Genomic DNA, 13,106 nt, shown 5'->3' on the forward strand with positions numbered 1-13,106 from the left:
CGCTGTTAATTGTCGATTTTATTTCGCCCTATGAAGATGCCTTTTTACCGGATGCAGACCATTCTAGAATACTTTTATCAAAATTTAATCAAAAAACATTTCAAAGTGGGAACTTTAGTCATTTGGGCGGCCAGATCCACGATCACATGCCAAATAAAAAAAGTGTGATCAAGTCACACTCCTTACTCTAGACGGATATTCATCTCCAGATAATAATGATTGCCTTACAAATATTCTTACCAACAAAACCTGTTAAGAACCCTTGATTCATTCATCTCTTGTCAATGGCCCCTTTATCCCCCATGAAGCTGAATATAAAAAACGGGTGTGAAATATATACTCTTTCACACCCGTTGCTTTTCACATGTCTCAACTCTAAAAAGATAAGTATGTATGACGCTCAGAAGTGCAAGGAGTCGAGGCAAGGTGATTAGTGGTTTTACTTATTTAGAGATTTTGCAGTTACAAGTAAGTGTTTGTAGGAAGCAAGTTTGCAATGCACCCGTTACACATCCTGGTGTACAAAGTGATTCACTTTTCCATTGAGGAGTGATTTTAGAGTCTTGTTTAGAGACTTTTACAACATCCAAATCGAAATCATCGAACTTTGACATATTGGTCACCTCCTTTCAATACCTATATAGTAATAGAAAAATATCAAGATTTTATCATTTTTTCCTTTTTTTATTAAATTAATAATGCTTTTGTCCAATCTGTTTTTGATCCTAATTCCATATTTAACACCCATAACCCTACACCTACAGCGCCATCCAACAGACCAACGTACTGCAAAGGCACCACTTCGTCCCCTTCCATTGATTCATAATTATGGAATCCGAAGATATAATCCTTGTCATAGAAGCTCATAATCTTTTGTTTGATTTCTTGAAGCTCTTCCTTAAAATACTCTTGTCCGGTGAGTTGATTGACGGCAAGCATAATCTGACCGATACCGCTATAACCATGGCATACAGTAGGAGAATAAATTCCCTTTATATCAGATATTGTGTATCTTAAATTCCTTACTCCGATATTTAAAAGTTCAGTATTTTGAAGTGCTTTTCCAGCTTTAACAATTGCTAGACATACACCAGGTCTCCCATAACACCAAGCATCTCTTCTAAAATTGACTGCGTTAGGCGGAGATCCGTTTTGATATTCCTCAAAGCTAATGATTCCCTTCCAAAACAAGCGGTCTTGCTCTTCTTTTTCAGAAAATCGCAGTAGGAAGTCCACCATTTTTTCAATCGCGCTTTCTTGCCCCTTTACCTCAATTCCCTGCATGAGTGCTGAAGACAGAACACAAATAGGACCAGGTATTCCATGTGCTAATCCCATATTAAAATTGCCGTTAGGATAAGCTTTTTTTTCAATATCAGTAAACTGATGTTGAGAAGGAATATGCCACCCAGGAACTGTTTCTCCATCTAAGGTAATGTCTTCGGTTAACTTAACCAGGTAGGTTAAAATATCAAGTAACAAATCTCCCATAGTCTCATCTTCTTGAAATAACAGCAGATAGCTTGCAATTCCGCTAACTCCTTCTATCACATCGTAGTCACTCATATACACTTGCCGCTGTTCAAAATCAGATAGCAATTGAGGTACGGTTTCAGCCAAATACTCGTTAATACTAGAAATCAAACCATTGTAATAGGTGAAATGTTGCGATAAACAGACTGCTGCCAGCCCAATGCCCGCTGCTCCAGAAAACATTGAAGGAGTATGCAGCCCTTTTTCTTTTATTTCATTTACTAAAATCGATAAATATTGATGTCCTAGGTCGTCCCATCCTTCCTCAGGAAAATGGGCGTGCAATTCGGCATATAGCATGCAAATACCAGGTATCCCATGACTCAAAGCAGTTGACTTCCAAGGGATCAGTGGAACTTCACCGATGCTGCGAAAATTATCTTTTTGATTCACGATTTCAAGCACTTTATCGTAATTAGAAATTTGACGAGCCATTTCTTTCACAATTTCAACTTCTATCCTTGATACAGTGTCTCTTTCCATGTGGTGCCTTCCTCCTCTAATGGATTCATATAGTTCTCGGATTCATCCATTTTTTTATATAACGGACATGTTTTTAATAGCTCTTCATGTGATCCTATTCCTACAATTTCTCCTTCATCCATTACAATGATTCGATCTGCAAGTTTGGCAGCAACTAATCGATGGGAAATAAATATACCTATTTTATCCTTTGACAAGCTGAAAAAAGTATCGAAGGTTTCTTTTTCTGCAATTGGATCCAGCGCAGAACTGGGCTCATCCAAAATATACAAAGAAGCCTCCCTAAAATAAGCTCTTGCCAAAGCAATCTTTTGCCATTGTCCACCGGATAACTGTCTTCCTTCATCAAACCATAGTCCGAGCTGTGTATCGAATTGATAGGAAGATTGGCTTTTTAAGAAATCAGCCTTTACAACATCGAGAACTTCATGCATTTTGTTTGTTTGATGTAGTTTATCGATTTGTCCGAACCCTATATTTTCTTTTAATGTCATTTCGTATTTCATAAAGTCTTGAAATAGCGCTGCAATTTGGTTCATATAACTTTCCATATCCAGTTCTTTAATATTTGTTCCATTAATCAAAATGTCGCCCTGCTGAACTTCATATAGGCCGGTAAGGAGCTTAATGAATGTACTTTTCCCTGATCCGTTTGGCCCGACAATGGCTACACGTTCTCCTTTATGCAAGGAAACGTTAATATGTTTCATTGTCTGTTCTCCTTGATTGGGATAGATAAAGCTGACATTTTGAAATACAACAGAATGAATTGGCTCAACAATTGGCTTCTTGTGACCTTTACTTTTCTCTTCTTTTAATTCCAGAAATTCATACAATTGATTCATATAGAGATTGCTGTTATAGATCGAATAAATGCTTGTCATGATAGATTGTGAGTGATTTTGTACCAGCGAAACCGATCTGATATAGCTCATTACATTACCGACCATTATTTTTCCCGCAAAAGCAGACATGATGGCAATAAAAATAATGACAGCTCCAACTAATTGCACTGCAATCTCATATATGAGGTTCAAATACGTTTTCTTTCTTAATATCTTTGTATCTTGTTCTATAAATGATTTTTTGATATCCCAGTACTTATTTAATAAATAATCCTTAAGGTTATATAATTTTAATTCTTTAAAAGAAAAGTCATGTGTGAGTATATAGCTGATATACCAAGACTTTCTTTCCTTTCCCGCTCTTTTCCAGTGTATGAAAAATTCTTCCTGCCCAATTTTCAAGAAATAGAAAAGAGAAATGACCGGAATAACCAACAACAGGAGAGAGACTTTAGGATTCCACGACATCAAAAACGCAATTGATGAGAGCAGCGTCACAAATGATGTAATCATTGTAATGATGGCTTGAATAATCTGATAGGGCTTATAACTGATCTCTTTCGTTACCCTCTCTAACTTGTCGTATATTTCTGGATTTTCAAAATCCTTGAGAGCTAAATTACTGCTCTTTTTCATGACTTTATAGTTGAGCTTATAACCAATATTTAACTGAAATTTACCATTATAAAATTCGGAAACCTGCGAAATGATCTCCGAAAAAAAAGATACCCCTAGATATGTCAAGAAAATGGTGATAACAATTGAAACATCTTTCCGGAGCGTCACAAGGGAATTGATCAGTTCTTGTGAAATATATAGTGAAACAATTGGCAGAATACCGGTAATAATACTGAATACAATCAACTTTAAAAACAGTGATCTTTCTAAGGTGAAAATCAACTTGAACGTCTTAGGCATTTGTTTCATGATAAACAGCAGCTCTTTTAGCTTCAGTTGTTCCTTTACTTCCATGCTAAACTACCATTCATCTTTTGATATCGTTGCGCATATAAAGAATGTCTGCATAGAGTAAGAATTTTATTTTCTAGTTCTCTGTCAGTTCCGAATAAACGATTGCAATGCAGATGGATGACACTTCCTATGCGTGAATAAACCTCATCTTTACTATCAAATGCCTTTTTGATGAAACTTGCATAATGAGCTGTAGCCATTTTTCTTGCTTTCAACGTTTCATATAGTATACTGCCATCACTTGTTTTCTTAAGATGATCCCAATCTCGATCAGAATTGCACATCTCAATATACAGTTCTCTATCCTTTTTAAATTCAGTACGATACTCATTTTGCAAGGAATTTCTCTCTAAAAATGTTAACTGTTCTTCAAACGTTAGCTCGAACTGTTCTAAAAACTGTATCACCGAAACCATGCCTGCAATTTCCTTGCTTATCGTAATATCTTTCATCCGGTGCATTCTAATCATCGTTTCAACAACTTTACTATCTTCACAGAAAAGCTGTTCTGCAGCCTCCATAAGGCTTAGCCCGCCATATCGTTCTATCTCCCGCTCGTATTGAGTGATAACAGACTCTGAAACCAGCCCTTTTTCTCTTAAGCTTTTCAGCCAATTCAATAGTTGAGGAAACAAGCTGTACAGCACTTCGGCTTTTCCATTCAATCTAAATCTTATATGAGGTTTTGGATCCCGATACCTCATAAAGAAATGTCTGACTGGATATTGATCAGAAATCTGGTTATAAAAATCCGCTATTTCAAAAGCAATTAACTCTTCTTCCCTTGTTTGATTACAATAAAGCTTAATAAACAGCCAATCTTCAAATGGCATTTTTATTCTGTCGGAACCACTTTCTTCTATTGCGTTAAAAACCGGTAAATCCAATGGTTTTTCTGGCTGTTTTCTGAGCAGCGGAACGACGATTTCTCCAGAATAGACATGTTGGACTCTATCCATCAATGTATCTACATCACGCTCAGCAGCCACAAGTTGCAATGGCTGGTTATGGTCCGTTTTTTTCAGTTCCCAGAAAAAAACCTCCAAAGTACGATCATCCTCTATATCAATCAATAAACGATTGTCTGCATTAACGATATAAAATGTTTGCGGCAGTTCATAAGTACGATGAAATTCAAAAAAAGCAGATTTCACCTCTTTTAGTGATGAATTCGAGTGTATGCTTACATCACTTTTGTATATCAGCCATTGTTCGCATGATACGGTTATTTCTTTATATTTGATTTCAGGAATATACTTGAAATCACTATAGATGCCAACCCAAGGGAAGTCACTCCATTTTCTTTTTCCATCCCTTGAAATTTCTAATAAGAATCGTAAAGCGTTTGTCATTAACAACGGATTAAACATATGATTTGATTCAAAAGACAGAATTTCGCCAGTTGTTTTATGTCTAGCATAAAAAATATCATTCTTATTGATTCCAATTAAAATATCTTCTGCTTTGACGGAATCATTAAGATGCAGAGCGCTATTCGTAAAAAGAGACATTTCTTTTTCTCGGTAGCTTACATTTCTTGTTACATTTCCAGACCTGACCTGATTAGGTACAAGGCTCAACTCGCAAACTTTCGAATGTTTCTCTGTTAACTCTTTCTCTTTGTTATGTAAGGTCTCTATAACTCCACTGATTGAATCAGACATATAGGAAAACCTACCAAATGTTTTCCCTGCGCGGGTTGATCCCACGTTAGGACCTAAATAAAGCATGACTTTCCCATTTCGTGATTTAACAAAGAAATTGAGTTCAAGTGATAAAGGGATCTCTTCATCAGAAACGGTAGCATTGCATATGTTATGAAATGTTTCGTCATTTAATTGAATAGGAGCTTTTTTTCTAACTGATTCAAAATACTTTTTCATAAAAAATTGTTTCATTTCAGGTGAAAATTGATCCGGAAATGATATTTCTTCAAAGAATTCATTAGCAGGATTCGTATAGGTAGCAGGCGCACCGATGCCAGCGTTTGAACAAAGCATTTCTAAAAGCGGAACTTCTCTTTCATATCCATAGCGCTCCAAAAAAACATGTTTGTACTTTTCTAAGTGGTCTGCGTTCTTCGCGGAGGGAGAAGCCATATAAGTAAACATACTGGCCAATTCACTTATGGCAAGAGATGTTTCGTGATCTAGTTGTATAGAGGAATCTGCTAATCCAGCGTCTACTTGCAGAGGAGATGATGTCTTTATGAGTTTATCCATTGTTTCAATCACATTTACATACTGATGCTCCCCCTCTCCGATCGTGATTCGATTATATGTATCTATCTGAACTTGAATGTTCTTACAAGCCTGAATGAGATCATTCGGAATATGGCTGTTTTCTGCTTGAACAATTACATACTGAAATTGATCTGAAACAGTCATCGGCGGACGTAAATTTGATATCAAGAACTCTTTGTCAATAAGGTCTGTTACATACTGATTAATTTTATTGATTGGAGTATTTGGATAGTTATCTACCAAACAACGGATCACATCTTGATAAGCAGTAGATTCACCGCAAAGTTCTTTTACCAAATGGAAAACCGAAGTCGCCCGAACACTAACTTCTTCAGATGTTCCATCTGTGCTGTACAACAAGTAAGCCCGGTCACCTTTCATATAGCAAGCGGAATTTAATACGAAAGAAAGTCGGTCGGTGTATTCGTTTTCCAGTTTTCTCATGAATTGATAGAGCCAATTAAAATCAACCCGGGCCTTTTTGTAAAATGAGTTTTCATTAAAAGACAATTGATTTTTATTGGAGAAAGACCCTATTCCTACCGAAGAAAAAAGGCCAAAAGGTGTGGTTCTCGTTGCTCTTCTTGTTGCATACTTCAAAATGGCCTGCTGAAAGTTGCGCTTTTTTTTCCCTTTTAATTTATTCGGCGATTGCAGGAAAGTATTCATTGTTTCGTATAGCGTCCTGCTGGATACCAGTATTTGTTCACGAAACAATGAATCGTTGCAAAGGTCATGTAAAAACTGATCGATATCGTGAGAATTCTCATTTTTTAAGTCTTGATGTACTAAAGGAATCCGAATCATATAATGATCTATAGGTGTATATAAGGATTTCATATTAGTCTATAGCCCCCCATATTTATCCACGTCATATAATAACAACAATTCTACATCTCCCTGCAAAATCCTCCAATTTATTCTATTTAAACCATAATTATCACAATACTCTTTTTATACTTTACATTCTAAAAATCAAAAAAATAACAAGATTCACCCAATAAATACCATAAAAAAGGACTCTTTTCCCTCTCAGAAAAGAATCCTTTTTGCTTATCTCTATACATTTATTACCTTTCTTCTGTTTTTTGTTTCACTGGATTCAACACCCTTTCGATCCAAGCCATAAGCAAATCAGCTCCTACCGCCATCACCGCAGTCGGGATCGCGCCGGCCAGAATAATGGCTGTTCCGTTTGTCGCATTTGAGCCGCGGACGATCATGTCCCCAAGTCCGCCGGCGCCGACAAATGTGCCGATCGCTGTAATCCCGATGGCGATGACAAGTGCCGTGCGCAAGCCTGCCATGATGACAGAAAGCGCGAGCGGGATCTCAACCATCCGAAGCACTTGGAATTTCGTCATGCCCATCGCTTTTCCTGATTCTAAGTAAGCATGTTCAATGCTGACAATCCCTGTGTACGTGTTTCGGATAATCGGCAGGAGGGAATACAAAAATAATGCTACAATCACAGTGTTTGCCCCTAGCCCCATCACAAGCATTAAAACCGCCAGCATGGCGAGCGCGGGGATTGTCTGGATGACATTTGTTACGGCGAACACCCAGGCAGACAATCGGCGATAATGCGCAATGAGGATTCCGACTGGAACCCCGACGACAGCGGCAAACAAGACGCCGTAAGCCGACATGAGAAAGTGACGGCCGAATTCATCCATTACGTAGCCGCCGTTCTGTGCGTAATACGTCATTAACTGTTCAAACACGTTCATTGGCTTTGTCCCCCTTTCACGATTCGAAATAGTGGTGCTTTTCTAAATAATCCTTAGCAACGACAGACGGTTCTTTTAGATGGCCGTCAACTTCATAGTTAAGCTCCTGCATGGTGGCTGTGTCGATTTTCCCGATCATTTTCTGGATAATGCTTTCAAGCTCAGGATGTTCTTTAAGCACTTGTTCGGGAACAACCGGAGAGCAGTCGTATGGCGGGAAAAATTGCTTATCATCCTTTAGCATTTGGAGGTCATAGGACTTGATTCTTCCATCCGTCGAATACGCGAGGACAATGTCCATCTTTCCGCTTTTCACCGCGTCATACACAAGTCCGATCTGCATGGGGTACGTACCGTCGAATGCCATTCCGTAGGTCTTCGTAAAATCCTGATAGCCGTTTCCTTTGAGCTTCATCCAATAGTTATCGACGCCCAGCTTTAATTGCGGGGCCCATTTTTGAACGTCTGATACGTTTTCTAAATGATAGTGATCGGCCAGCTCCTTGCTGACCGTAAAGGCATATGTATTATCAAACCCGTAGGAATCATACCATTTTAAATTGTATCTTTTTTTAAACTCCCGCTGTGTCAGCGCCAGCGCTTTGTCCGGATTTTTTTCAGGATTCATTCTCAATGTTCCAGTCAGCGCGTCTCCTGTATATCTTGTGGCCGCAATATCGATTTCCTGGTTCAATAAGGCCTGTTGCTGCACCGCGTTGGAGCCGAGGTTTTTAATGGTTGTTGTTTTTAAATCAGTGTGGTGTTCGATCAGCTGGCCGAGCATGCTGGCGATAATTTCTGATTCGCTCATGCTTTGTGCGCCGATTTTAATGGTCTGGTCTGAAGCGGCGCTGAGACCCGGAAGCGAACACCCGCTCAACGTCAACATTGCTGCAAGCGTTAACCCGATCATCCATTTGAGATATGTTCTTTTCATGAGCCGCCTCCTTACGAAACTTCCTTTAATCTCTGCATGCCGGCAGGTGTCAGTTTTCGTTCCGTCACCGCCAGCACATAATCAATCACAATCGCCAATACGGTGACAGGCACCGCGCCGCCGATGATATATTCCGGCTGATATAAATTCAATCCGATAAAAATGTAATCACCCAATCCGCCGCCGCCAATAAAAGAAGCAAGCGTAGCCCAGCCGATTAAATAAATCGTCGATGTTCTAACTCCTGCCATAATGACAGGTGCAGCAAGCGGCAGTTCCACCAGGCGCACTTGTTCAGCCGGCGTCATCCCGATGCCTTTGCCAGACTCGAGCAGATTTTGATTGACTCCGCGAATGCCTGTGTAGGTGTTGCGGAGAATCGGCAGAACGGAATAGAAAAACAATGCCACAATGGCTGGAACCTTTCCAACACCGAGGAGCGGAATAAAGAAAGCGAGAATCGCCAGACTCGGCAGTGTTTGAATGATATTGACAATGCCGATAATGGTGCCTGCTCCCTTTTTTATTCTGGTAAGCACAACCCCAAGGGGGACGGCGACGAGCACGCCTAAGATGACAGCAATGAGCGATATGGTGATATGCTCATATGTTTTATAAAGGAGCTCGACTCCATTTGTTTGCAAAAATTGTACAATTTGATGCATGATTTTCCACCTCCCTATGACAATACCGCGAGTTGGTTTTCTTCTCCCCAAAGGGAGTCATACACAATGTCAACAAGACTCGCTCTTGTCACAATTCCGATTAAGCACCGATTTTCATCCACAACAGGAACATATTTGACACCCCGTTTTAAAATTTTACGGACCGTATCGCGCAGCAATGTGCCGCCCAATACTGTGTAAAGTTCTTCATGCAGCACCTCTCCTACGAAATTCGCTTTTTTCCGGGATTGGTCAATGATTTCAACATCCACATAGCCTTGGAGAACGTGCTCGTCATCGACGATAAGCAATGAATCGACACGCTCCTGCCTCATCAGCTGGATCGCTTCAGAAAGCGTTTTATCCGCGGTAATTGTTACTGGCCGCGTATTCATGATCTGGTCAACACGTTCCACATCTGGGCTGGATGACTGAATCAGCCGCTCCTTGCCGATAAATTCCTCAACAAATTCGTCAGCCGGATTTCTCAAAATATCATCGGGGGTTCCAACTTGAACGATTTCTCCCCCTTTTAAAATCACAATCCGGTCTGCCAGTTTAATCGCTTCATCCATATCGTGGGTAACAAATACGATGGTTTTATGTAAGGTTTTTTGCAGTTTTTTAAATTCTTCCTGAAGGGAATCACGCGTAATCGGGTCGAGCGCCCCAAACGGTTCATCCATTAAGATAAGCGGCGGCTCTGCGGCAAGTGCCCGTAATACACCTATTCGCTGCTGCTGTCCCCCGCTTAATTCATGAGGATAACGGTCCAAATATTCCGGCCCCATATCGACCAATTTCAGAAGTTCACGCGCCCGCTCTTTCCGCTGCTGCTCCGGCCATTTCAATAGTTTTGGGACAAGTGAAATGTTCTGCTGAATGGTCATATGGGGAAACAGGCCAATTTGCTGAATAACATAGCCAATCTTACGCCTAAGCTCTACAGGGTCCTGTTCCATAATGTTTTCGCCGCCAATAAAAATCTTGCCGGCGGAAGGCTCAATTAATCGGTTAATCATTTTCATGGTTGTCGTTTTTCCACAGCCGCTCGGACCGATAAAACAGATAAACTCACCTTTTTGAATCTCAAGATTCACGTTATTCACGGCTTTTTTGCCGCCCTTGTATGTTTTCGAGACATTTTCTAATGTCAGCAAACATCGCACCTCCAAAATTAAGTTTATTCAATTCATTCAGTTCATATTTAATTTTTCAGACAATTGAATGCTTCTCATTATAGAATAAAGTTAATAAAATAAAAAGTTTACAATTTGTTCATATTTTTTTATAAAGTATGTGTAAAAGCTGGTTTATCCGCATTGACCTGTATTGATCTCCTTATTGCTCCAATTCCCTTCCAAATTCTCTTTTTACAGCATTTTCGCCGTCTCAAAAATGTGTATATTGGCAATCAGAATTGTTAGCTGAAAGGATTGAAACCGATGGAGAAAGATCCGTTAACGATCATTGATCAAGCTGAGGACCATTTAATAGAAAGAATCGCGGAAAATATGCATGCATTCGGAATGCCCTCAACCGTCGGACGCGTGCTGGGCATTATTTATATGAATCGAAAACCGATGACACTCGCCGAATTGTCTGAAGCAACCGGCATAAGCAAAACACGCATGAGCCAGGTTGTGCGGGAAATGCTTGATGCCAATATCGCCGAGAAAGTATTCGAAAAAGGCGTGCGAAAAGATTTGTATGAGGTTGAGCAGGACTACTACCAAACGTTTATCACGCTGTTTACAGCCACTTGGAGCAAGGTCGTCAGCAAAAACAAAATGATGCATAAAAAACTCAGCCGAGAGCTGCTCTGCATATTGGATGAAGAGCTTACCCCTGAAGCGGAAGAGAAAGTCAATCAGCTGCTATATGAACTGAAAGAATGGCTCCATTACTATGACTGGCTAAGCAGGCTGATTGAGTTTTTTGAGAGTGAGGAAGTCTTTCAATATGTTCCGAAAACAAAAGAAAGCAGCACCCTCAAGTAAGGGAACTGCTTTTTTTGCATTATGAGGTTAAGATCGGAAACATGCCTTTCAGCCCGGCACCAATCATTCCGACCGCAACCACGGCTAAGATTAATCCCATCAGTCTGGTAATGACGTTCATCTCGGTTTTCCCGAGTTTGCTGCTAATAAAAGAAGAATAGTGGAAAAAGAGGCAGGTCAGGGCAATAACTGCGGCGACGCCGATCAAAACAGCCGCATAATGGCCAATGCCGCCATGCCCGGCGGAGAGGCTCATCACCGTTGCAATCGTTCCGGGCCCAGCGATGATGGGAATGGATAACGGGGTGACTGAAATGTCCGCTTTTTCCTTGCTTTCCCTATGTTCATCATGATGAAGAGACTGCACGTGTGACTCTTTCGCATTTAATAAATGATAGGCAATTCCGAAAATGAATATGCCGTCCGCCACTCGGAGCGCATGAATGTTAATATCAAACAGTTGAAAGATAAGATGGCCAAAAACCAAAAAAGCCGTCAAAATAAAAAAGGATAAAATCGCTGCCTTCCGGGCAATCGCTTTTCTTTCCGCAGCTGAATAGCCTTCTGTCAGCGTTAGAAATATCGGTACGTTTCCGATCGGGTTTGATACGGCGAATAAAGAAATGAAGACATGAACGATGAATGAAAACATCTTAAACCTCCTTGTTGTTATTGTTTGCACAGGAAAAAGAAATATTCTCCTCCCTTTACCCGGTAGCGATTTCTCTATAAACGCATCAAAAACACTCCATACCCCAATGAAGTGACAAGTTGAACAGGAAATACATATACGAAGTTTTAAAAATTTGCAGCAGGTGCAAGGGGCTTAGCTGATATCGGATAAATATGAGCATGATAAAAGACACAGCTAAAATGGGGCTTGTGTCTTTTTTTGTGGTATTTTTGTATAAACATTGGTTACTTTACAACATTTTTCTTTTATAATAAAGCTAGTAGTCTATTTTACCTATATGATAAAAAAGGAGTTATTTTATGTATTGTCCTCAATGCGGCCATCAAATAGATGGCGGAAAGTTTTGTGAGAAATGCGGCTCGCCGCTCCCTGCTCAATCAGGCCAGCAGCAGGCAGCTCAAACCGGGGCCGCTGCAAAACAAGCAGCAAAACAGTTCGGTTCATTTGTGTTGGCCGTTCTAAAACGTCCTTATCAGGAATGTAAAACAACAGGCGGAGAACAGCTGATTAGCGGGATCATTACACTGGTTCTATTTAGTTTGCTGACCCCTTTAATGTTTTATATTCTTTTTTCTGACGGCCCGGTAAGCGTAAGCTTTACAGCAGTCTTTTTAGAGCCAACCATTTACTTTGCCCTGTTTCTTTTCGGTTTACATGCATTGGTCTTTTTCGCCTTGAAAATCGCGGGAAACCAAGTATCTTTTAAAGATTCGTTCTCCAGATTCGGAGCGTTTCTTATTCCGTTTACGGCTATTTTGATTATTGCCCTTTTATTCTTTTTATTGCATTCAGACATTTGCTTCATTATATTAGCCGTTGGTTTAATCGGTGCATTCTTTGCCATTCCTCCTGCAATGCTGAGCAGTTACCAGCATTCATATAAAGGAAAGATAGATGTGATTTACTCTACGATTGTCATTTATCTCATTACCTGCGTTACATTCCGGCTTATTATCGGACATTATATCAAAGAAATTTTCCGTTATATGCTCTTTTAAAAAAAC

The 13,106-nt window shown here is 39.9% G+C and carries 11 protein-coding genes; 2 read left to right on the top strand and 9 right to left on the bottom strand.

Annotated elements, in window-relative coordinates; genetic code table 11:
• Positions 1-443 precede the first annotated feature (443 nt).
• The 8 genes from AAGG74_RS11090 to opuBA all read right to left on the bottom strand — a co-directional run bounded on the left by AAGG74_RS11090 (position 444) and on the right by opuBA (position 10,568).
• Positions 444-614 carry a gallidermin/nisin family lantibiotic gene (locus tag AAGG74_RS11090; protein WP_003220055.1) on the bottom strand — a complete coding sequence of 57 codons (171 nt, stop codon included), beginning with the start codon at positions 612-614 and terminating at the stop codon, positions 444-446.
• A 73-nt stretch (positions 615-687) separates the two neighbouring features.
• A complete protein-coding gene (locus tag AAGG74_RS11095; RefSeq protein ID WP_429675434.1) occupies positions 688-2,016 on the bottom strand; it encodes a lanthionine synthetase C family protein in 1,329 nt (442 codons plus the stop codon).
• Entirely contained in the window at positions 1,989-3,833 is a 1,845-nt protein-coding gene (locus AAGG74_RS11100) for an ABC transporter ATP-binding protein (protein ID WP_429675435.1), read from the bottom strand. The genes AAGG74_RS11095 and AAGG74_RS11100 overlap by 28 nt, the downstream gene beginning before the upstream one ends.
• A complete protein-coding gene (locus AAGG74_RS11105; protein WP_429675436.1) occupies positions 3,824-6,916 on the bottom strand; it encodes a lantibiotic dehydratase in 3,093 nt (1,030 codons plus the stop codon). Before AAGG74_RS11105 ends, AAGG74_RS11100 begins: the two co-directional genes overlap by 10 nt.
• Positions 6,917-7,146: 230 nt before the next feature.
• Positions 7,147-7,806: a choline ABC transporter permease OpuBD gene (gene opuBD, locus AAGG74_RS11110; RefSeq protein WP_429675437.1), complete on the bottom strand. Its 660-nt coding sequence runs from the start codon at positions 7,804-7,806 to the stop codon at positions 7,147-7,149.
• A gap of 16 nt (positions 7,807-7,822) precedes the next feature.
• Positions 7,823-8,743 carry a choline ABC transporter substrate-binding lipoprotein OpuBC gene (opuBC, locus tag AAGG74_RS11115; protein ID WP_429675438.1) on the bottom strand — a complete coding sequence of 307 codons (921 nt, stop codon included), beginning with the start codon at positions 8,741-8,743 and terminating at the stop codon, positions 7,823-7,825.
• Positions 8,744-8,754: 11 nt separating this feature from the next.
• Entirely contained in the window at positions 8,755-9,408 is a 654-nt protein-coding gene (gene opuBB, locus AAGG74_RS11120; RefSeq protein ID WP_429675439.1) for a choline ABC transporter permease OpuBB, read from the bottom strand.
• Between the two features lie 14 nt (positions 9,409-9,422).
• A complete protein-coding gene (gene opuBA / locus AAGG74_RS11125) occupies positions 9,423-10,568 on the bottom strand; it encodes a choline ABC transporter ATP-binding protein OpuBA (protein ID WP_429675440.1) in 1,146 nt (381 codons plus the stop codon).
• A 285-nt stretch (positions 10,569-10,853) separates the two neighbouring features.
• Between opuBA and AAGG74_RS11130 the strand changes: the two genes are divergently transcribed.
• Entirely contained in the window at positions 10,854-11,408 is a 555-nt protein-coding gene (locus tag AAGG74_RS11130; RefSeq protein WP_429675441.1) for a GbsR/MarR family transcriptional regulator, read from the top strand.
• Positions 11,409-11,427: 19 nt separating this feature from the next.
• Here the strand turns inward: AAGG74_RS11130 and AAGG74_RS11135 are convergent, their stop codons facing one another.
• Complete coding sequence (locus AAGG74_RS11135) at positions 11,428-12,060, bottom strand: NAAT family transporter (RefSeq protein WP_429675442.1); 633 nt, start codon at positions 12,058-12,060, stop codon at positions 11,428-11,430.
• A gap of 341 nt (positions 12,061-12,401) precedes the next feature.
• Between AAGG74_RS11135 and AAGG74_RS11140 the strand changes: the two genes are divergently transcribed.
• The gene (locus AAGG74_RS11140; protein WP_429675444.1) at positions 12,402-13,100 is read left to right on the top strand and encodes a zinc ribbon domain-containing protein; all 699 of its coding nucleotides are present in this window, start codon (positions 12,402-12,404) and stop codon (positions 13,098-13,100) included.
• Positions 13,101-13,106 lie beyond the last annotated feature (6 nt).

It is taken from the genome of Bacillus mexicanus, assembly GCF_050445615.1.
GTDB lineage: Bacteria > Bacillota > Bacilli > Bacillales > Bacillaceae > Bacillus > Bacillus mexicanus.

Excerpts from the sequence above, each read along its gene's own strand:
- AAGG74_RS11095 (WP_429675434.1), bottom strand. The coding sequence starts at position 2,016 with ATGGAAAGAGACACTGTATCAAGGATAGAAGTTGAAATTGTGAAAGAA.
- AAGG74_RS11140 (WP_429675444.1), top strand. The coding sequence starts at position 12,402 with ATGTATTGTCCTCAATGCGGCCATCAAATAGATGGCGGAAAGTTTTGT.
- AAGG74_RS11090 (WP_003220055.1), bottom strand. The coding sequence starts at position 614 with ATGTCAAAGTTCGATGATTTCGATTTGGATGTTGTAAAAGTCTCTAAA.
- AAGG74_RS11130 (WP_429675441.1), top strand. The coding sequence starts at position 10,854 with ATGGAGAAAGATCCGTTAACGATCATTGATCAAGCTGAGGACCATTTA.
- opuBB (WP_429675439.1), bottom strand. The coding sequence starts at position 9,408 with ATGCATCAAATTGTACAATTTTTGCAAACAAATGGAGTCGAGCTCCTT.
- opuBC (WP_429675438.1), bottom strand. The coding sequence starts at position 8,743 with ATGAAAAGAACATATCTCAAATGGATGATCGGGTTAACGCTTGCAGCA.
- opuBD (WP_429675437.1), bottom strand. The coding sequence starts at position 7,806 with ATGAACGTGTTTGAACAGTTAATGACGTATTACGCACAGAACGGCGGC.
- AAGG74_RS11105 (WP_429675436.1), bottom strand. The coding sequence starts at position 6,916 with ATGAAATCCTTATATACACCTATAGATCATTATATGATTCGGATTCCT.
- AAGG74_RS11135 (WP_429675442.1), bottom strand. The coding sequence starts at position 12,060 with ATGTTTTCATTCATCGTTCATGTCTTCATTTCTTTATTCGCCGTATCA.
- AAGG74_RS11100 (WP_429675435.1), bottom strand. The coding sequence starts at position 3,833 with ATGGAAGTAAAGGAACAACTGAAGCTAAAAGAGCTGCTGTTTATCATG.